Genomic DNA, 19,035 nt, shown 5'->3' with positions numbered 1-19,035 from the left:
TCCATCGCGAACACGACCGTTAAGCCCTCCAGCGCCGATGGTACTTGAACCGCAGGGTTCCGGGAGAGTAGGACGTCGCCAAGCACGAAAAAGATCCTTTTGGTTTGAGACCAAGAGGGTCTTTTTTGTTTTTTCCATGACTGGTTTATTCGTGATATAAAATAATTTGGTGTTATGCTTGGATTGAAGTTTAGTTTGAAAATAAGTTAGTTTTTTTAAAGCGTAGGGGAAATACTGAATAAATAAGGATGAAAGTCGCGTTTGTTTGCTCTTTTGTCATACTATTGGGTCGGATTGGATGAATGTGGGACTCCAATGGAATATGTGCTTGACATGAAAAAAGGCATTTTGATAATATTGCAATAATATCTGCGGGTAAGTAAAAATAAGGAGGACTACGTTCGTGTGGGAATCAAAGTTTGCTAAGGAAGGGTTAACCTTCGACGATGTGTTGTTGATGCCTAGTAAGTCGGAGGTATTTGGGAAAGAGATCGATATTTCTACACAGCTTTCAAGCAATATTAAATTAAATATTCCGTTAATTAGTTCGGCGATGGATACTGTAACAGAATCGAAAATGGCTATTGCGATGGCCAGAGAAGGCGGCATTGGAATTATTCATAAGAATATGTCCATTGCTCAGCAAGCGGAAGAGGTAGACCGTGTAAAACGTTCGGAGAGCGGGGTAATTACGAACCCATTCTCGCTTACACCAGAACATCATGTGTACGATGCTGAAGAGCTTATGGCCAAGTACCGCATTTCCGGTGTACCGATCTGTGATGAGAATAAGAAGCTGGTGGGCATTCTAACGAATCGCGACCTTCGCTTTGTTCACGACTATTCGATCAAAATTAAAGAAGTGATGACTCACTCGAATCTGGTTACGGCTCCGGTTGGAACGACGCTCCAGCAAGCCGAAGGCATTTTGCAAAGACATAAGATTGAGAAGCTGCCGATTGTGGATGAAAACAACACTTTAAAGGGACTCATCACGATTAAAGATATCGAGAAGGCTATTCAGTTCCCTAACTCGGCTAAAGACCAGCATGGACGTCTTTTGGTAGGGGCGGCAGTAGGTGTATCCAAAGACGTGATGGAGCGCACTGCGGCGCTTGTAGAAGCAGGAATCGATATGGTGGTTGTAGACTCCGCTCATGGACAGCACATCAACATCATCAATACGGTAAAAATGATTCGTGAAGCTTATCCGGACCTTCCAATCTGTGCAGGTAACGTTGCAACGGGTCAGGGAACGAAAGATCTAATTGAAGCCGGTGCATCGATGGTAAAGGTCGGTATTGGTCCAGGGTCGATCTGTACGACGCGGATTATTGCAGGGATTGGCGTACCGCAAATTACAGCAATCTACGATTGCGCAACGGTAGCTAGAGAATATAACGTGCCGATCATTGCAGACGGAGGCATCAAGTACTCTGGGGACGTGACGAAAGCTATCGCGGCTGGAGCAAGTGTAGTTATGATCGGAAGCTTGTTCGCCGGTACGGATGAGAGTCCAGGTGAATCGGAAATTTATCAAGGTAGGAAATTCAAAGTATATCGTGGTATGGGTTCCCTTGGTGCCATGAAAGAAGGCAGTAAGGACCGGTACTTCCAAGAAAACGAGAGCAAGCTGGTTCCGGAAGGAATTGAGGGCCGTATTGCTTACAAAGGTTCCTTGGCAGACACGGTGTATCAACTGATCGGCGGTTTGCGTTCCGGTATGGGTTACTGTGGTGCAAAGAACATCAAATCGCTTATTAACGAAACTTCCTTTATTCGTATTACAGGTGCAGGCTTGCGCGAAAGCCACCCGCATGATGTTCAGATTACAAAGGAAGCGCCTAACTACTCTTTGTAATATTATAGAAATGTTTGAAGAAAAGAGGGACGGAGCCTTATGGGGCGGCCGTTCTTTTTTTTGAACAGGGGGATAGGCTGTGGTACAATAGGACATACGTGTTTGCAAAAATCATAAGCGAGGAGTGGGAACGTGTTGCTTTCAGTAAGGCGTGTAGCTGTAATTGTCACGTTAGCTATCATTGTCCAATTAGGTACAGCATTATGGATCCAACCGAATAAAGCGGAGGCGGCGGAAGCGGTTGATTTGAAGCTGGATGTGAAATCCGCCATTTTGATAGAGGCCAGTACGGGCCAAGTTTTGTACGAAAACAATGCAGATGCGGCGCTGCCACCTGCCAGTATGGCCAAAATGATGACGGAATATTTGGTGATGGAGGCTGTAAAGAGCGGGAAAATTAAGTGGGAAGACATGGTGCAAGTTAGTCAATATTCGGCTGATGTTATTGGTTCGGGTGATCTTCTAGCTGTAGGAGAACAGTATACTGTTAAGGATTTATTTGGAGCTATGTCTATTTATTCCGCAAATGATGCTTCAGTTGCGTTAGCTGAATTTATTGCCGGTGGTTCTGAAGAGAACTTTGCTAAGATGATGAACGAAAAGGCCAAGGAAATGGGTCTATCCAACCAGGCTCATTTTATTAGTTCTACTGGGCTATCTCGTGTCGATCTAGGCAAGTATGCTCCTAAGGGAATCGAGGGAGAAACGCTCCTGACAGCTAAGGACGCTGCAATAATTGCTTATAATATTCTTAAAGACCATAAAGAAGTACTTGATTTTACAAAGCAGCCTTCTAAGAAGTTTCGTGAAAAAGATAAAGCCCCGATGATCAACTGGAACTGGATGTTAGAAGGGAACAAGGATAATGTTAACTTTAAAAAATATGCATACCCGGGGCTGGACGGTCTGAAAACAGGATCTACAGATGATGCAGGTTACTGTTTTACGGGCACAGCTGAGCGAAATGGCATGCGTCTGATAAGTGTTGTAATGGGAACGAAGACAGAGCCAAAGCGTTTTGAAGAAACCAGAAAAGTGCTTGATTACGGATTCAATAACTTTGAGATGAAGCAAGTGCTGACAGCGAAGGCTGAAATAGATTCACTGAAAACAGTAAATATTAAAAAAGGCGTAGAAACGCAAGTGCCAGTTGTGACACAAACAGGACTTTCGATTGTAGCGAAAAAAGGTGCTACGCCGGACCAATTCGTCATTACGGCAGAGCCTGCGGATGAGAGCAAGCTGGTGGCTCCTATCGCTAAGGGTGCAGTAGTAGGTACAGTGAAAGTAACTTATCAGGGAACGGAAAAAACGGCGAATCTGATCGCCAATGAAGATGTGGAAAAAGGCAGCTGGTTCCGGTTGTTTTTCCGGGCCATCAAGGATTTCTTCGTCGATACGATTTCAGGGAAGAAGAAGTAATAAAAACCAAGTAAACTGGTTGTTTATTTAAAGGTATTCCTGTAAAATAATTGTTTAGTAGTTTGTGCTGACCAAGGGATTTACGAAATTTTATCGATATAGGTTTGGAGGAATTGAAAGATGGAAACGGGAACTTCACGCGTTAAAAAGGGTATGGCGGAAATGCAAAAAGGTGGCGTCATTATGGACGTCATGAATGCGGAGCAGGCAAGAATCGCTGAGGCAGCCGGTGCATCGGCAGTCATGGCTTTGGAACGGGTACCTTCGGATATTCGTGCAGCCGGCGGCGTAGCCCGTATGGCGGATCCAACGATTATGGAAGAAGTAATGAAGGCCGTCTCCATTCCGGTTATGGCGAAAGCACGGATCGGTCATTTCATTGAGGCGAAAATCCTCGAATCCATGGGTGTCGACTACATTGATGAGAGTGAAGTGCTGACTCCTGCGGATGAAGTGTTCCACATTAATAAAAGAGACTTCACGGTTCCATTCGTATGTGGAGCAAGAGATCTGGGTGAAGCGCTGCGTCGGATCGGAGAAGGTGCTTCCATGATCCGTACCAAAGGTGAGCCGGGAACTGGTAACATCGTTGAAGCGGTTCGTCATATGCGTATGATGGTCGGTCAAATTAAAAAGGTGCAAGCGATGGCTAAGGACGAGCTGATGGCTGAAGCGAAAAACCTTGGCGCTCCTTACGAGCTGCTGCTTCAGGTTCATGAAACAGGCAAGCTGCCGGTTGTTAACTTTGCAGCAGGCGGTGTAGCGACTCCAGCGGATGCTGCCTTGATGATGCACTTGGGCTCGGATGGCGTTTTCGTAGGATCGGGTATTTTCAAATCCGACAGCCCAGAGAAATTCGCTAAAGCGATTGTCGAAGCAACAACGCATTATACGGATTATGCTCATCTCGCTCAAATCTCGAAAAACCTGGGTACACCAATGAAAGGGATCGAAATTTCCAAGCTGGATGCTACGCAACGCATGCAAGAACGCGGCTGGTAATAGTCCGGTAAAAGGATGGATTCACGATGAAAATTGGAGTATTAGCTCTCCAAGGCGCCGTAGCCGAGCATATAAAACTTATTGAAAAGGCCGGCGGCCAAGGGGTCATCATAAAGCGTACGGAACAGCTCGATGAAATTGACGGCATCATCATTCCCGGTGGCGAAAGTACGACCATCGGGAAGCTGATGCGTACATATCATTTTATTGATGCGCTGCAGTCTTTTTCGGCCAAAGGCAAGCCGATTTTTGGCACGTGTGCGGGACTTATCGTCATAGCCAAGGAAATCGCCGGTCAATCGGAGGCACATCTTCAATTGATGGACATCAAGGTTGCCCGTAATGCCTTCGGACGGCAGCGGGAAAGCTTTGAGACCGATCTGGTCGTCAAAGGAATTGCGGATGATGTCCGTGCGGTATTTATACGTGCACCGTTAATTGAATCGGTGGGCGATGGAGTTGAGGTGTTATCTACGTACCGTGACCAGATTGTTGCTGCACGTCAAGGGCATCTGTTAGCCGCCTCGTTTCATCCGGAACTAACCGATGATGAGCGGATGCACGCATATTTTTTAGACATGGTACGTGAAACGAGGTAGGAGGGGTCTACTTGTTAGATCTGAAGTTGTTACGAAATGATTTAGCCAAGGTGGAGCAGGCGATGACGAATCGCGGCAAAAGCCTTGAAGATATCAGCCGGTTTTCGAGCCTTGACCTGAAGCGCAGAGAGCTGCTTCAAGAGGTGGAGCAGCTGAAAAACCGACGCAATGTGGTTTCTCAGGAAGTAGCCGCATTGAAAAAAGCAAAGCAGGATGCCGATGCTCTCATTGAAGAAATGAAAGGCGTCGGTGACCGCATTAAAGCGTTGGACGATGAGATCCGTGTGCTGGAAGTCGATTTGGATAGCATTGTTATGTCTATCCCTAACGTACCTAGCGATACGGTACCTGTCGGAAGGTCGGAGGATGACAACGTGGAAATTCGCCGTATCGGCGATCCCGCTTCCTTCTCCTTTGAGCCGAAGGCCCACTGGGACTTAGGCCAGGAGCTTGGCATTCTTGATTTTGAAGCCGCTGCAAAAGTTACAGGCTCCCGCTTTGTGTTCTACAAAGGGCTGGGCGCCCGACTGGAGCGTGCTTTGATCAGCTTCATGATGGATCTTCACAGCGATCAGCATGGTTATGAAGAGATGCTGCCTCCGTACATTGTAAACCGGGACAGTCTGACAGGGACAGGCCAGCTTCCGAAGTTTGAGGAAGATGTGTTCAAGCTGCAGAATTCGGACTATTTTCTGATTCCAACCGCTGAGGTGCCTGTAACGAATTACCATCGTGAAGATATTTTGACCGTGGAGGAGCTGCCGAAGTACTTTGTTGCGTTTAGCGCATGCTTCCGTTCTGAAGCCGGCTCTGCTGGTCGGGATACCCGCGGCTTGATTCGCCAGCATCAATTCAACAAAATTGAGCTCGTGAAACTGACAACACCGGAGTCTTCCTACGATGAGTTGGAGAAGTTAACCGCGGATGCGGAGAAGGTACTTCAATTGCTGAAGCTGCCATACCGTGTATTATCCTTGTGTACAGGGGATATTGGATTCTCATCGGCCAAAACATACGATTTGGAAGTATGGCTTCCTAGCAGCCAATCGTACCGTGAAATTTCATCGTGCAGTAATTTTGAGGATTTCCAGGCGCGTCGTGCCAACATCCGTTTCCGCAGAGATGCGAAAGCGAAGCCGGAATTCGTCCATACGCTGAATGGGTCTGGCCTTGCTCTGGGGCGTACTGTTGCGGCTATTCTTGAAAATTATCAGCAGGAAGACGGAAGCGTGATTATTCCTGAAGTGCTTCGTCCGTATATGAATCATATCGAACGGATCGCCAAAAAATAGCGCTTGATAATTGCATCTAACATATGATACAATGCAATTTGTCACCCGGAGAGGTGGTCGAGTGGTTTAAGGCAGCGGTCTTGAAAACCGCCGAGGTCGTGAGGTCTCCGTGGGTTCGAATCCCACCCTCTCCGCCATATTTATTTTATGGCATTGCTTCAAAATCATAATCGTCTACATATATAGAGCTGTGTCACCCTTCCTGGGTGGTACAGCTTTTTTGTTGTCCGATGGTGGCTGTAGTTCCTTTTTTTGTGATAGCATTCCGGGTATAAAGATGTTTTCCATTCCGCACCTTAAAGGGTGTGGAGGTGTTAATAAGATGGCGAAGACAGATACACTTACGGTGGATCAACAGAAGCTGGTACAAGCATGGACAGAGTCGCTGCCTACCGTACTTAACGCTTCAGATAAAGCCGAGGTAAAGGCGGACGAAGCGGATGCGAATGTGATCTGGGTCCATATCGCAACGGCGGGGCATTCCTTTTACAGCTTTGATTTCAAATGCACGTATGTTGACTCCAGAGAAGTGAAGGTCGAGTTGATCGATGTCGAAAGAGACGGCCGAAACGTGGATGAACGAACCGATACGATCCAAACGATGGTCGATGATTATGTACGGCATATTCATGAATGTGCGCAGCTGCTTCAAGCTGTGACAAACAGGTAATACGGAGGGACGAGCCGTGACTAAAAATAAAAGTGCAGTAGATAAAAATCTGCAAAATGTCGTGAAGGATTTGGACCATACGATTGTTAATAGCCATCAAGCGCAGCAAGTGCAGCAGCAAACCAATGACCACCGTCATCAAGATGCGCTTAACCACGATAAGCCAACGAACAATTCCATTCTGACGGACAAAGATTAACGATACGGAAGGGGACGAATCTCATGCCAAAGGATATTGCGCAACCGGTCAATCCTCCAAGCGGTCAAAAAAACCAGCGCCAGCAAAATAGCCAGCCTGAGCCTTTATCCGGCTCCAAGAAGGTAAAGCAGCAAAATCATACCCGTCATAACAATGGTGAGGGGTAAAATCTTTTTAGACGATATAAGGACCCTGAAAAGGGTTCTTTTCCTTTTAAAAGTAGAAAACGTCCCTTCGGCCCACCAAGACGGTAGAGGAAGGAACGTTCAATCTCATCTATGTATTTCGCATGGTCAAATACTGAAAGCATTCCACCAGCAATGCTTGTGCCACATCTTCATCATCCGCATAACCATATAGTGTTCCTCCAGCGGCCAACTCCTCGCATACATCGTCCAAAAGCGAATAAATAGCAATCGTAAAATCATCGTATACAATATAGAACTGATGGTTGTCCAACATGCTGCTCAACACCTCACCCATATGCTTTCCTCATTCTACCATGAAGATTTATAAAAGAGAACTGACGAAGGAGATCACTCCAAAAATCATGAGCTAAGGATTACTTGCGATAATTCATCCTTGGAATGGGTCATTCGCATGTGTCTTTGCGTACGATAGAGCATACAGGAAATGAAGGAGGGTAGCGATGGTCATCCTAAAAACGCCGCAAGAAATTGCGAAAATAAGGGAGGCAGGACGTATTCTTGCCAAGTGCCACCAAGCTATTGCTGCTATGGTTCGTCCAGGTGTCACGACATTAGAGATCAACGATTTCGTTGAAGCATTTCTCCTCCGGCAAGGAGCGAAGCAGGTCACGAAAGGGTATCTCGGATTCCCTTTTGCTACATGCGCCTCTGTGAATGATGTCATTGCCCACGGCTTCCCCAACAAGACACCGCTGCAGGACGGAGATATAGTTAAAATAGATATCGTCTGCAGCGTGGACGGATGGATGGCAGACTCCGCACGTACTTATACCGTAGGGCAAGCTTCTAAAGAAGCGAAGAGGCTGATTCAAATTACTCAGGAATGCCTTGAGCTAGCCATTCCCAAGGCTGTAATCGGAAAGCACATCGGGGACGTGATGCACGTTATTCAGAGGCATGCAGAGAATGCGGGGTTCTCTGTGGTTCGTGATCTCGTTGGCCATGGGATTGGCCGGGCACTGCATGAGGATCCCAAATTCCAGCACGTGGGCACGCCAGGGAAAGGCTTCAAGCTGAAGGAAGGCATGGTAATCACGATTGAACCGATGATTAACGAGGGTTCTCCAGACATGTATATCGAGTCGGATGGTTGGACAGCCCGGACCTGGGATGGCGGCTGGTCGGCTCAATTCGAACATACCGTCGCAATTACAAAGGAAGGCCCTCAGGTTCTCACAAAGCTTTAAGCTGGAGGTATCGAATGTCATCCTCGACGCTGGGGTATGCCCTATGGTATAATATTATCATGTGTCCTCGTAGTTCAACGGATAGAACGGATCTCTCCTAAAGATCAAATGTCAGTTCGATTCTGGCCGGGGACGCCATGAGATTTTACTGAATCATAAAGCGGGCAGTGAGAATGATATTCTCGAGATGCCGGCTTTTTTGCATTTACAGCACCCTACTTGGAGTCCAACTTGGAATAGGATACAGAGGAACTGGGAAACTCCAAAGGAGGGCTGCCTCCGGATGAAGTGTGCCAGAAAGAGGAGATGCGACTCTCCGGATGGGTATCCATTATCAGAGGCCGAGGTACAGCTAGAATAAGCTGAACTGTCATTCCTTTTAATTACATACGGCAAGAGCAGAAAGCTTCTATATAATACAAGGATCGGGGCTTTTTTGGGCTGCCATTACATGTTCAAACATTTTTATCAACACAGTGCATGGGTTGTGCAGGGACACAGCGTCTATTGTATGGAGAGGAGGGGGAGAACGATTATAGAGGAGACGGAGTGGATCGAACGATCAATCGCAGGCGAGGCGGAAGCCTTTCGCTGCTTGATGGACAAGTACGGTCCGTATCTTTTTCATGTGGTCTATTCGGTGCTGAGGTCGACGAAGGACGCCGAGGATGTCACACAGGAAGTGCTGTTGAAAATATATGCTTCTCTCCCTCAGTACCGTCATCAGGGCTTGAAAACATGGATGACCCGTATTGCCGTCAATAAAGCCATCGACTTCAAGAGGGCGATGGAGCGAAAGCGAGAGCAATTGAGCGATGAAATGGAGCAGCACGTCCCGACAGACAATGTATATTCCTTAGAGGACGAGGTGCTGAATAAGCAGCAGCAGCAAAAGATTCGGGACTATTTGGACCACATGCCGGTCAATTACCGCGATGTGGTGGTTGCCTTTTATATGGAGGAAAAGACGTATCAGGAGATTGCCGCGGAGCAAGGCGTGGCGCTGAAGACGGTGGAGTCGAAGCTTTACAGAGCCAAGCAGTGGATTCGTAAACATTGGAAGGAGGAGGATTGGGAATGAAGCATTACACCCTGGAACAGTGGACACGGTATGTGATGCAGGAGTCAACCATGCTGCAGGAAGAGCAGCTGGCCTATGAAGGACACCTTTGCGGGTGTGATGAATGCCTGGAGCTGTATATGCAAAGCTTGGACCTCGCATCAAGCTCTTACCCTGTATGGACGGGGCATCAAGCGGCCATCGAACGAGTGATGAACGGGCTTCAGCCGATCGTACCACAGGAAGCAGCCCTTTCTCCCGAGCCTTTAAAGAAACAAGAACCAATGGAAAAGAAATCCCGCGCTTGGCTGCGCCATCCGATATTTCACTATGCTGTAGCGGCCTCCATTACCATGCTGTTGATGGGCTCGGGGGCATTTCAAACGATCATGGATCGAATAGAGCATGAGAATGCGCAGGGAGAAGCGCTGCACGCAAGACTGCCCGATCAGGGGGAGATGGAACAGCATATCCCTGTATCGCAAATGATTATGAATAAAACGATCGTGATGCTGGATTCGATACAAGGGAAACAAGAACGAGGGGGAACGCGATAATGCAATATAAAAATCCGATGGCTGCGCTGCTGCTGTCCTTTATACCCGGCGCGGGTCATCTGTATATGAATCGGAAGGGAAGAGCCTTTCTTTATGGCGCCGGATTTTTCGGCCCGATGATGATTATTTTCTTGCTATTGGTTACGGGCGAGGTGCGGCATGCTGACGAGTTCTTGGCGTTTCTGCTGGTCATTGCGTTCCTTGCAGGCTTGATTAATTTGATTGACATGATCATCTATTTGCTAAAGGACCGGGATCGGCGGTATGGGGTGCAGCAAGGGGAGAGAGGGGGCGAAGCTCAGGCGTTTGGGGCCTATACGATTTCCCCTCAAGGGGATAACGAACGCATGTTCACGGTGTTTCTTTCCCTGATCCCGGGACTTGGCCACTTTCATCTCGGCTTGATGCAGCGGGGACTTGCTTTTCTTATGGCATTCTTCGGTTCGCTGGTCATGATCATTTTCGTGACGGCTTTGACACACCGCGAAGGCTTCCTCGCCTTTCTGGGCGTGCTACCGGTCATTTGGCTGTACTGCATGTTCGACTGCATTCAGCAGCTGAACAAGAAAAAGAACGGACTCCCTCTCGTCGATCAGACGATGTTCGAGGATTTTCAAGACAGCCGTCAGGACGGAAAGAAAAGCAAGATGATCGCGACATTCCTGTCCATCGTGCCGGGAGCGGGACATATGTATATCGGCCTGCAAAAAAGGGGCCTGCAGCTGATGGTCGCTTTCTTCCTCTGCATTTATATCATGGATGTGCTGAGGCTGTCGATTTTCCTGTTTCTGATTCCGATTTTGTGGTTTTACAGCTTTTTCGATGCACTGCAGCAAATATCTAAGCAGGGGCAGGAGGAAATAAAGGATGTGCCGTTTGTCGATTGGCTTATAAACCATCAGAAATGGGTCGGGATCGTACTGCTGCTGCTGGGTCTGTACTACTTGACCGATGAAGTGCTGCTCTCCACGTTGGACCGGCTCTTCCCGAAGGAAAGGATTTCAGCTGTATTTCATCAGTATTTCCAAACCTTCATCGTATCCGTTCTTCTAATCGGCGGCGGCTTGAAGCTTGTTATGGGCAGCCAGGGCAAGAATAAGAACAAGAGGGAGGAGGGCTAATTGATGAAAAAATGGCGTGTAGGCACACTCTCTATGGGTGTTTCCCTTATTTTGCTCGGTGCCGTGCTATTTATTTCCCAATGGAAAGGGCAGCAAGCATTATCATGAATGGCTGATTATATTTCGATTGGAATATTCATGATTTCAAAGGCGAGCGCTTCGCTCCTACGGTACACTCCTTCTCCTTCGCCAGTCACTTTAACTTGTTCTTAGGGGAGAAGGAGTAGAGAGCACGAGATCGATCGTGGACTCCGATCTCATTACTTAAGAGCAAGGCTAAGGCTTCACTCGCGGGAAACGCGCGAAGCCTTAGCCACGGAAATATTTCATCATCCTAACGGTTAGGATGATGAAATAGGAGACCGGGGGCGACGGATGCCCCCGGGCAAAGGCTTGGAAAACAAGGGCAGAGAGGCTTGAGCCGCTGCCATTTTTAAATAAAACGCGAGCCTCGAGGGACGAAGGGAGCGTTTTGACACAAAAGCGAGGGACGAGCGCCGAAGGCGGAGGTCCATGTGCTGCAGGAGAGTGAAACGAGCCGCCTTTGAATGCGTGTTCCCACCGAATTGTGGAATAATAGGAACACCATTCAACAGCGGCCGCAGGCAGCGCATGGACCGCAGCCGCAGGCAGACGCGAGTCCATACGTTTTTTTGCAGTCAATCGCTCCAAGACCCACATAAGGCTCATCCCAAGGAGGATATTCAGTGTCGGATGCATATAAAAAGGCCGGAGTCGACATCGCGGCAGGTAACGAAGCGGTAGAACGGATGAAAAAGCACGTGAAAACGACGTTCCGTCCGGAGGTTTTGACGGATTTGGGCGGTTTCGGTGCGCTTTTTGGCTTAAATAAAGACAAATACGAGGAACCGGTGCTTGTTTCCGGCACAGACGGCGTAGGCACGAAGCTGAAGATTGCTTTTGCGATGGATAAGCATGATACGATCGGTATCGACGCGGTAGCGATGTGCGTCAACGATATCGTGGTGCAAGGCGCGGAGCCGCTGTTTTTCCTGGATTACCTTGCTTGCGATAAAGTCATCCCTGAAAAAATCGAGTCGATCATTAAAGGGATTAGCGACGGCTGTGTGCAATCCGGCTGTGCTCTAATCGGAGGCGAAACGGCGGAAATGCCGGGGATGTATTCCGAAGGCGAATACGATATCGCCGGTTTCACTGTAGGGATTGTGGATAAGAAAAAAATTATCGACGGCTCCAAAATTCGTCCGGGCGATGTTGTGATCGGTCTCGCATCAAGCGGTGTACACAGCAACGGCTTCTCGCTGGTGCGCAAGCTTTTGCTGGAGGAGAAAGGCTACAGCCTGCAGGATCACATCGATGTGTTGGGCGGTAAGCTGGGCGATGTCGTTTTGGAACCAACCAAAATTTATGTCAAATCCGTTCTCGCGGCACTGGAGAAGGTAGAGCTGAAAGGCTTGGCGCACATTACCGGCGGCGGTTTTATCGAGAATATTCCACGTATGCTTCCAGCCGACGTGAACGTCGAAATCGATTACGGCTCCTGGCCGATCCTGCCGATCTTCCAGCTGATGCAGGAAGCGGGCAGCATCAACAACAACGATATGTTCCGTACGTTCAACATGGGGATCGGCATGGTGATCGTCGTATCCGAGCAGCAGGCTGCGGACGCGGTACGTATTTTTGAAGAGCATGGTGAAAAAGTGTATACGCTCGGCCGTGTGACGGCAGGTGAACGCGTCGTTACGTTTAACGGGGCGGAAGTATGAGTAAACCGTTTCGCATTGCCGTATTCGCATCCGGAAGCGGATCGAATTTTCAGGCTATCGCGGATGCGGTGAAAGCAGGCAAGCTCGATGTTCGCATCGAGCTATTGGTTTGCGACCGGCCGCAGGCCTTGGTCGTGGAGCGTGCGAACAACGCGGGTGTGCCCGTGCACACGTTCCGGCCCAAGGAGTATCCGAGCCGCGAAGCTTACGAGTTGGACATTTTGGAGATTTTGCGGAGCAAGCACATAGATCTGGTCGTTCTGGCCGGCTACATGCGCATTTTGACACCGGTGCTGGTTGACGCCTATTGGGGCCGAATGATTAATGTGCATCCTTCCCTGCTGCCTTCTTTCCCCGGACTGCATGCCGTGCGTCAGGCTTTGGAGCATGGGGTGAAGCTGACCGGCATTACGGTGCATCTGGTGGATGGCGGTTTGGACAGCGGTCCCATTCTCGCCCAGCGTGCGTTGGAGATCCGTCAGGACGATACCGAAGCGTCGCTTAGCGAGCGTATCCATCCCTTGGAGCACGAGCTGCTTCCGCAGGTGATCCAGCAAATTGCTACAGGACAAATCGATTTAGACCATATAACTAATCTCAAACCGAAGGACGGGATCCAATCATGAGTCAGACGACCAGCGGGACGAACGTGCTGGAATTGCGATACGGGATGAACCCGCATCAGAAGCAAGCAAAGCTTTTTAGTGAGAACGGCGGCGAGCTGCCGATTAAGGTGTTGAACGGCGATCCGGGCTTTATTAATCTGCTGGATGCCTTGAACAGCTTCCAATTGGCTCGCGAGCTGCGCCAGGCGACAGGCCTTCCTGCGGCGGCGTCTTTTAAGCATGTCAGCCCTGCCGGTGCGGCGGTGGCATCCCCTTTATCCGATGATCTGAAAAAAGCTTACTTCGTTGAAGGCTTGGAGCTGTCTCCGCTGGCTACCGCTTATGCCCGTGCGCGCGGTGCGGACCGGATGTCTTCGTTCGGTGACGCTGCGGCTCTCAGCGATGTGGTCGATGCTTCGACGGCACAGCTGTTGAAACGCGAAGTGTCTGACTTGGTTGTCGCGCCAGGCTATACCGATGAAGCGCTGGAAATTTTGAAAGCGAAAAAGAACGGCGGCTATCTTATTCTTCAAATCGATCCGAGCTATGTGCCGAATCCGGTGGAAACGCGTACGCTATTCGGACTTCAAATGCAGCAGGAGCGCAATAATGGCGTGATTGATGCTTCCGCTTTGGACAAAATCGTAACCGTGAACAAGGATCTGCCGGAAAACGCGAAGCGTGATCTGCTGATTGCTCTGGTTACGCTTAAATATACTCAATCCAATTCCATCGTTTATACGCTGGACGGTCAAACGATCGGCATCGGTGCCGGGCAGCAATCCCGTATTCACTGTACGCGCCTGGCAGGAGACAAGGCGGATCGCTGGTTCCTTCGTCAGCACCCGCAAGCTTTGAACATGAAGTTCCGTCAAGGCATCTCCCGTGCCGAGCAGAACAATGCGATCGATCTGTGGCTGGAGGAAGAAGTCACTCCGGTTGAGCAGGCAGCATGGGAAGCGAGCTTTGCTGAGGTACCGGCTCGTCTGACACGCGAAGAGAAGCGCGAATGGTTGAACAAGCTTCAGGGGGTTTCGTACGGCTCCGATGCATTCCTGCCTTTCCGCGATAACTTGGACCGTGCAAGCCGCAGCGGCGTGAAATACGTCGTTCAGGCAGGCAGCTCCATGCGCGATGAAGAAGTGGTGCAAGCGGCTAACGATTACGGTATGGTGATGTGCTACTCCGGCGTTCGTTTGTTCCATCACTAGAAGTACCGGATAACGTTGGGGAGACTGCTGAAAAACGGGCGGAGTGGACGGAATCGTTCTGTAGAAGCGAAAGTGATCGGAAGAATGATCGGTCCATGCAGCGGTAACTTTTTCTGTGGCCTCAACGATGGGCGGGAGCTTTTCAAATACGCATGCCTATGCGAAATTCAGGGGGAAACAAGCTGTGACAACGACTAGAGCCGCGGCAGCGGATCAATATTTGAACGGTTTGCAAAATAACGTATATCCGGGACGCGGTATTGTCATCGGCGCTACGCCGGACGGAACGCGCCTGGTTCAGGTCTATTGGATTATGGGACGCAGCGAGAACAGCCGCAACCGAGTGTTCATTCAAGAGGACAACGGATTTGTGCGCACAGAAGCCAAAGACCCTGCGAAGCTGACGGATCCTTCACTTATCATTTACTATCCGGTAAGACATACGAACGGTGCCCACATCGTAACGAACGGGGATCAAACGGATACGATTTATGATGCGTTGCAGTCCGGAGGCTCTTTTGAATCTGCATTGGCTACCCGTACGTACGAGCCGGATGCACCAAACTTTACACCTCGGATCAGCGGTTTGGTGGATACGAAGGACGGACAGTTTGCTTATAAGCTGTCGATTCTGAAATCGAACGGCAACGTAGAGGATCAGACGCTTCGCCATACGTATACGTATGAAAAAGCTATTCCAGGCTATGGTCACTGTATCCATACGTATCAAGGCGACGGCAATCCGCTGCCTTCGTTCCAAGGGGAACCGGCATTGGTGCCTTTGACGAACGATATTCGGGAAATTGCAGATTTGTACTGGAAAGCATTGAACGACGAGAACAAAATCTCCCTGCTCGTCAAAACGATTCAAATCGGAAGCGGCGAAACCGAGCTTCTCGTTGTGAACAAGGACTAAGGGGGACGAAACCGTGCGTATATTAGTAGTTGGCGGCGGCGGCCGTGAGCACGCGATTTGCTGGGCGTTGAAAAAAAGCCCGAAGGTGCAGCAGTTGTACTGCGCTCCAGGTAACGGAGGCATCGCGGAAGTAGCGGAATGCGTGCCGATTCAAGTGAATCAATTTGCGGAGATCGCTGAATTTGCACTCGACAATGCGATTGATCTGGTCGTGATCGGCCCGGATGATCCGTTGTCCGAGGGGATCGTCGACCATTTGGAGGCGAAGCAGATTCCGGTATTCGGACCGCGCCAAAATGCGGCTATTCTCGAATCCAGCAAAGTGTTCTCCAAAGACTTGTTCAAAAAATATCACATTCCGACGGCAGCTTACGAGTCGTTCGATAATTATGAAGCAGCGCTTACCTATTTGCGCAGCCAGCAAATTCCGATCGTCATCAAGGCGGACGGTCTTGCGGCAGGTAAAGGGGTCGTCGTTGCCCAATCAATGGAAGAAGCGGAAAAAGCGCTGCATGACATTATGGTGTCCCGCATTTTCGGAGATTCCGGTAATCAGGTCGTGATTGAGGAGTTTTTGAGCGGGCAAGAAATGTCCATTCTGTCCTTCGTTGACGGCCATGTGGTGAAGCCGATGGTTCCGGCACAGGATCATAAAGCGGTGTTCGACAACGATAAAGGACCGAATACCGGAGGCATGGGGACCTATACTCCGCTTCCTCACATCCCGCAATCAGTTATCGACGAAGCGATTGAGACGATTATCAAACCGACAGCAGCGGCTATGGTCAGTGAAGGCCGTCCGTTCCGCGGCGTTCTGTTTGCCGGGTTGATGATTACACCTCAAGGGCCGAAAACCATCGAATTCAATGCCCGTTTCGGCGACCCGGAAACACAGGTGGTTCTGCCAAGGCTGAAAACCGATCTGCTCGATATTTTCCTTGCAGCTGTAAATGGCCATCTGGAGCAAATGGATATTCAATGGAGCGATGAGGCAGCCGTGTGCGTCATTCTCGCTTCGGAAGGATATCCGGGCTCATATCCGAAGGGGCTGCCGATTGAGGGCTTGAACGAAGTTCAAAGCTCCATCGTATTCCATGCGGGTACGGCATTGAAGGACGGACAAGTTGTGACCAACGGCGGCCGTGTGCTTGGCGTCACCGCACTGGGCAAAGACATCGCTGAGGCACGTGAGAAAGCTTACGCGGATGCAGACCGCATTCGCTTCCAAGGTAAGCACTATCGCACGGATATTGCGAAAAAAGCACTCGTATAAAGCAATACGGTACAAAGAAAAGAACCCCTTTGACTTCCCTGAAGCAGGAGAAGCCATGGAGGTTCTTTTTTTGTTGAATGGAGGCTTCGATCGGGCCAGCCTTCTAAGAATCAGCCTGCCCGGAATCCGCTGCCATATTGCCGTCGGCATGCTCAGACCGGGTACGGCCGCCATTGATATAGCCTCTTGCGATGCGCGAGGCGCGGATGGTGGAAACGATGATTAGCGTTTCGTCCCGCGTCATCGTGCGGTTCTCATATGAGAAGTCGGACAAGTCGGCGATTTGTTCATCCGTATATTTATCGAATAAATCAATTAATGTCTCGATATTTTGATCCATGCGAAAATCCCCCTGTATCTTAAGCTATGTTTATTATTAAGCAACTTGATCGATACGTCAACTTTATTGGAGAGGGTCAAGGAAGGCGGGCGTGGCAGGCTGGAGACCCGACTGGCCGGTAAGAAGGACGCAGGGGAGGAGGCTGGACACGGACTGACTCAGTTAAGGAGGGACACAGGGGTCATCGGCATTTCATGGAAGGCATTGCGGCAGCGAGGGACACAAGGTACAATGGGGAAATGGAAAGGGGCTGTACTTATGTCAGGAAGAAATCAAGAGGAACTCGAATTGCAGCTGCTCGGCAGCCAAAAAACCGCCTACCCGATGACTTACGCGCCGGAGATGCTGGAAACGTTCGATAACAAGCATCCGTACCGCGATTATTTTGTCAAATTCAATTGTCCCGAATTTACGAGCCTGTGCCCTATTACGGGACAGCCGGACTTTGCGACAATCTACATTAGCTATATGCCGGATCAAAAGATGGTTGAAAGCAAGTCGCTCAAGCTGTATTTGTTCAGCTTCCGTAACCACGGTGATTTTCATGAGGACTGCATGAACATCATCATGAACGATTTGATCAAGCTGATGGATCCGAAATACATCGAGGTCTGGGGGAAATTCACGCCCCGCGGCGGCATTTCGATCGATCCTTACTGCAACTACGGACGTCCGGGAACGAAGTACGAGCAAATGGCGGAGCATCGCCTGCTGAATCACGACCTGTATCCCGAGAAGGTAGACAACCGCTAGAAAAAGCGTACGGCCCGCAAGCCTGTGGAACAGGAATGCGGGCCGTTTTATTTTTGGGAAGGAGGAGCCGGTTGTTATTTGCGGCCGCTGCCTTTGATGATAATGTGATCCCTATACAAATAAACCAGGATGGCAGCGATGAGAACACCGAGCACAAGGACAGCGGACAACCAATGCTGATGGAAATAAGCTGAGAATTCGGCCATAGGATATCCCTCCGGAACGTTGTTGTTACTATTTAGGCTTTCCAATGGGAGACTTTTTCATTCTAATAGGCTTTATTTGCATAGATTTCCTGAAGCCTGTTGACCATTTGCAATAAGGGCAGGAATGGGGCGGGGACTCCTTTGGGAAATAAAACGCCAAGCCCGTAAGCGTGGTGAAACTCCAATTGAGGATAATGCCTAAGCTCCTCCCAAAGCTTGTACACCCCGAAATCCCCGGTTCTCACGGCAATATCGTGAAACAGCACAAGACTGTCAGCGGCAAGCTTCGGCTGCCAAGCCTGAAAATCATGCTTTACGGCCTCATAGGTATGGTAGCCGTCAATGTGAAGCACGTTCACGGAGCCGTTCTCAAGCCGGGTGAGGGCTTCATCAAAGGAGGAGCGAACAAGTATGGCATGCGGAGCGTAATAGGATGCCGCAATGCTTGAGACCTTCGCGTACACATCCTCCTGGTAGTTTCCTGTGTGCTTGTCTCCGAGCCATGAATCGACGGCATAGCACCTTGTATTCAACTGCCCGTCCCTTGCAGCCTGGCACATGCTGAAAAAGGAGATTCCCCAATGGGTTCCAAGCTCTACGACGAGATTCGGCTGCATAAACCGGATCAGATCATAAGCAAACCTCCGATGGCCCAACCAAGCAGAGTACTGCTGGATATCGGGGAACTCTCGATCATATAAAAATTGAGGCTCATAAAAGGTCCAATCCATTGCTTGTTCGCTCCCTTCTCTCTTCTCTCCTTATACATATGTTTGCTAGAGTTGAAGGGGAACCGCATAAATC

At 49.4% G+C, this 19,035-nt stretch carries 22 protein-coding genes, 2 tRNA genes and 1 rRNA gene; 21 read left to right on the top strand and 4 right to left on the bottom strand.

Annotated features, from left to right (window positions below; genetic code table 11):
* The 10 genes from rrf to CF651_RS26845 all read left to right on the top strand — a co-directional run.
* Positions 1-84, top strand: a 5S ribosomal RNA gene (gene rrf / locus CF651_RS33445); the annotation flags it as partial.
* Positions 85-403: 319 nt separating this feature from the next.
* Positions 404-1,861, top strand: coding sequence for an IMP dehydrogenase (gene guaB / locus CF651_RS26885; RefSeq protein WP_094017936.1), 1,458 nt, complete (start codon positions 404-406; stop codon positions 1,859-1,861).
* A 132-nt stretch (positions 1,862-1,993) separates the two neighbouring features.
* Positions 1,994-3,283 carry a D-alanyl-D-alanine carboxypeptidase family protein gene (locus tag CF651_RS26880; RefSeq protein ID WP_245856175.1) on the top strand — a complete coding sequence of 430 codons (1,290 nt, stop codon included), beginning with the start codon at positions 1,994-1,996 and terminating at the stop codon, positions 3,281-3,283.
* 120 nt (positions 3,284-3,403) lie between these two features.
* Complete coding sequence (gene pdxS, locus CF651_RS26875; protein ID WP_094017935.1) at positions 3,404-4,285, top strand: pyridoxal 5'-phosphate synthase lyase subunit PdxS; 882 nt, start codon at positions 3,404-3,406, stop codon at positions 4,283-4,285.
* Between the two features lie 26 nt (positions 4,286-4,311).
* Positions 4,312-4,884 carry a pyridoxal 5'-phosphate synthase glutaminase subunit PdxT gene (gene pdxT / locus CF651_RS26870; RefSeq protein WP_094017934.1) on the top strand — a complete coding sequence of 191 codons (573 nt, stop codon included), beginning with the start codon at positions 4,312-4,314 and terminating at the stop codon, positions 4,882-4,884.
* 11 nt (positions 4,885-4,895) lie between these two features.
* Positions 4,896-6,176 (top strand): serine--tRNA ligase, encoded by a 1,281-nt coding sequence (gene serS / locus CF651_RS26865; RefSeq protein ID WP_094017933.1) that lies wholly within the window; start codon positions 4,896-4,898, stop codon positions 6,174-6,176.
* A 47-nt stretch (positions 6,177-6,223) separates the two neighbouring features.
* Positions 6,224-6,313, top strand: a tRNA-Ser gene (locus CF651_RS26860).
* Positions 6,314-6,498: 185 nt separating this feature from the next.
* The gene (locus tag CF651_RS26855; RefSeq protein WP_094017932.1) at positions 6,499-6,846 is read left to right on the top strand and encodes a hypothetical protein; all 348 of its coding nucleotides are present in this window, start codon (positions 6,499-6,501) and stop codon (positions 6,844-6,846) included.
* Between the two features lie 16 nt (positions 6,847-6,862).
* On the top strand, positions 6,863-7,045 hold the full coding sequence (locus CF651_RS26850; RefSeq protein ID WP_094017931.1) for a hypothetical protein: 183 nt from the start codon (positions 6,863-6,865) through the stop codon (positions 7,043-7,045).
* A gap of 23 nt (positions 7,046-7,068) precedes the next feature.
* Positions 7,069-7,212 (top strand): small acid-soluble spore protein P, encoded by a 144-nt coding sequence (locus tag CF651_RS26845; protein WP_094017930.1) that lies wholly within the window; start codon positions 7,069-7,071, stop codon positions 7,210-7,212.
* 109 nt (positions 7,213-7,321) lie between these two features.
* Here the strand turns inward: CF651_RS26845 and CF651_RS26840 are convergent, their stop codons facing one another.
* Entirely contained in the window at positions 7,322-7,507 is a 186-nt protein-coding gene (locus CF651_RS26840) for a hypothetical protein (RefSeq protein WP_094017947.1), read from the bottom strand.
* A 187-nt stretch (positions 7,508-7,694) separates the two neighbouring features.
* On the opposite strand from CF651_RS26840, the gene map reads away from it, so the two are divergent.
* The 10 genes from map to purD all read left to right on the top strand — a co-directional run bounded on the left by map (position 7,695) and on the right by purD (position 16,932).
* A complete protein-coding gene (gene map, locus CF651_RS26835) occupies positions 7,695-8,441 on the top strand; it encodes a type I methionyl aminopeptidase (protein WP_094017929.1) in 747 nt (248 codons plus the stop codon).
* A gap of 63 nt (positions 8,442-8,504) precedes the next feature.
* Positions 8,505-8,579 (top strand) — tRNA-Arg (locus CF651_RS26830).
* A gap of 313 nt (positions 8,580-8,892) precedes the next feature.
* The gene (locus tag CF651_RS26825) at positions 8,893-9,522 is read left to right on the top strand and encodes an RNA polymerase sigma factor (protein ID WP_245856174.1); all 630 of its coding nucleotides are present in this window, start codon (positions 8,893-8,895) and stop codon (positions 9,520-9,522) included.
* Complete coding sequence (locus CF651_RS26820; protein WP_094017928.1) at positions 9,519-10,058, top strand: hypothetical protein; 540 nt, start codon at positions 9,519-9,521, stop codon at positions 10,056-10,058. Before CF651_RS26825 ends, CF651_RS26820 begins: the two co-directional genes overlap by 4 nt.
* Positions 10,055-11,179 (top strand): hypothetical protein, encoded by a 1,125-nt coding sequence (locus tag CF651_RS26815; protein WP_425436334.1) that lies wholly within the window; start codon positions 10,055-10,057, stop codon positions 11,177-11,179. Before CF651_RS26820 ends, CF651_RS26815 begins: the two co-directional genes overlap by 4 nt.
* A 707-nt stretch (positions 11,180-11,886) precedes the next feature.
* Positions 11,887-12,927, top strand: coding sequence for a phosphoribosylformylglycinamidine cyclo-ligase (gene purM, locus CF651_RS26810; protein WP_094017926.1), 1,041 nt, complete (start codon positions 11,887-11,889; stop codon positions 12,925-12,927).
* Positions 12,924-13,553, top strand: coding sequence for a phosphoribosylglycinamide formyltransferase (gene purN, locus CF651_RS26805; protein ID WP_094017925.1), 630 nt, complete (start codon positions 12,924-12,926; stop codon positions 13,551-13,553). Before purM ends, purN begins: the two co-directional genes overlap by 4 nt.
* Entirely contained in the window at positions 13,550-14,743 is a 1,194-nt protein-coding gene (locus CF651_RS26800) for a phosphoribosylaminoimidazolecarboxamide formyltransferase (RefSeq protein WP_094017924.1), read from the top strand. Before purN ends, CF651_RS26800 begins: the two co-directional genes overlap by 4 nt.
* 184 nt (positions 14,744-14,927) lie before the next feature.
* Positions 14,928-15,659 (top strand): IMP cyclohydrolase, encoded by a 732-nt coding sequence (locus CF651_RS26795; protein WP_245856173.1) that lies wholly within the window; start codon positions 14,928-14,930, stop codon positions 15,657-15,659.
* A 13-nt stretch (positions 15,660-15,672) separates the two neighbouring features.
* Positions 15,673-16,932 carry a phosphoribosylamine--glycine ligase gene (gene purD, locus CF651_RS26790; protein ID WP_094017922.1) on the top strand — a complete coding sequence of 420 codons (1,260 nt, stop codon included), beginning with the start codon at positions 15,673-15,675 and terminating at the stop codon, positions 16,930-16,932.
* 103 nt (positions 16,933-17,035) lie between these two features.
* On the opposite strand, the gene CF651_RS26785 is transcribed toward purD, so the two are convergent.
* Positions 17,036-17,272: a hypothetical protein gene (locus CF651_RS26785; RefSeq protein ID WP_094017921.1), complete on the bottom strand. Its 237-nt coding sequence runs from the start codon at positions 17,270-17,272 to the stop codon at positions 17,036-17,038.
* 258 nt (positions 17,273-17,530) lie between these two features.
* On the opposite strand from CF651_RS26785, the gene queF reads away from it, so the two are divergent.
* Positions 17,531-18,025 carry a preQ(1) synthase gene (gene queF, locus CF651_RS26780; protein WP_094017920.1) on the top strand — a complete coding sequence of 165 codons (495 nt, stop codon included), beginning with the start codon at positions 17,531-17,533 and terminating at the stop codon, positions 18,023-18,025.
* A gap of 74 nt (positions 18,026-18,099) precedes the next feature.
* Here queF and CF651_RS33220 read toward each other — a convergent pair whose 3' ends face one another.
* Together CF651_RS33220 and CF651_RS26775 are read right to left on the bottom strand one after the other, a co-directional pair.
* Positions 18,100-18,231 (bottom strand): hypothetical protein, encoded by a 132-nt coding sequence (locus tag CF651_RS33220; protein ID WP_281254516.1) that lies wholly within the window; start codon positions 18,229-18,231, stop codon positions 18,100-18,102.
* Positions 18,232-18,293: 62 nt separating this feature from the next.
* A complete protein-coding gene (locus CF651_RS26775; protein ID WP_094017919.1) occupies positions 18,294-18,962 on the bottom strand; it encodes a class I SAM-dependent methyltransferase in 669 nt (222 codons plus the stop codon).
* Positions 18,963-19,035: the final 73 nt, after the last annotated feature.

Origin of the sequence: Paenibacillus rigui (genome assembly GCF_002234615.1) — a bacterium.
GTDB classification, from domain to species: domain Bacteria; phylum Bacillota; class Bacilli; order Paenibacillales; family NBRC-103111; genus Paenibacillus_S; species Paenibacillus_S rigui.
Note: the sequence above shows the minus strand (reverse complement) of the source record. Positions and strands in the feature narration are given on the sequence as shown.

Coding starts and splice junctions, on each gene's coding strand:
- pdxS (WP_094017935.1), top strand. CDS start 3,404: ATGGAAACGGGAACTTCACGCGTTAAAAAGGGTATGGCGGAAATGCAA.
- pdxT (WP_094017934.1), top strand. CDS start 4,312: ATGAAAATTGGAGTATTAGCTCTCCAAGGCGCCGTAGCCGAGCATATA.
- CF651_RS26855 (WP_094017932.1), top strand. CDS start 6,499: ATGGCGAAGACAGATACACTTACGGTGGATCAACAGAAGCTGGTACAA.
- CF651_RS26845 (WP_094017930.1), top strand. CDS start 7,069: ATGCCAAAGGATATTGCGCAACCGGTCAATCCTCCAAGCGGTCAAAAA.
- CF651_RS26840 (WP_094017947.1), bottom strand. CDS start 7,507: ATGTTGGACAACCATCAGTTCTATATTGTATACGATGATTTTACGATT.
- map (WP_094017929.1), top strand. CDS start 7,695: ATGGTCATCCTAAAAACGCCGCAAGAAATTGCGAAAATAAGGGAGGCA.
- CF651_RS26825 (WP_245856174.1), top strand. CDS start 8,893: ATGTTCAAACATTTTTATCAACACAGTGCATGGGTTGTGCAGGGACAC.
- CF651_RS26820 (WP_094017928.1), top strand. CDS start 9,519: ATGAAGCATTACACCCTGGAACAGTGGACACGGTATGTGATGCAGGAG.
- purN (WP_094017925.1), top strand. CDS start 12,924: ATGAGTAAACCGTTTCGCATTGCCGTATTCGCATCCGGAAGCGGATCG.
- CF651_RS26800 (WP_094017924.1), top strand. CDS start 13,550: ATGAGTCAGACGACCAGCGGGACGAACGTGCTGGAATTGCGATACGGG.
- CF651_RS26785 (WP_094017921.1), bottom strand. CDS start 17,272: ATGGATCAAAATATCGAGACATTAATTGATTTATTCGATAAATATACG.
- queF (WP_094017920.1), top strand. CDS start 17,531: ATGTCAGGAAGAAATCAAGAGGAACTCGAATTGCAGCTGCTCGGCAGC.
- CF651_RS33220 (WP_281254516.1), bottom strand. CDS start 18,231: ATGGCCGAATTCTCAGCTTATTTCCATCAGCATTGGTTGTCCGCTGTC.
- CF651_RS26775 (WP_094017919.1), bottom strand. CDS start 18,962: ATGGATTGGACCTTTTATGAGCCTCAATTTTTATATGATCGAGAGTTC.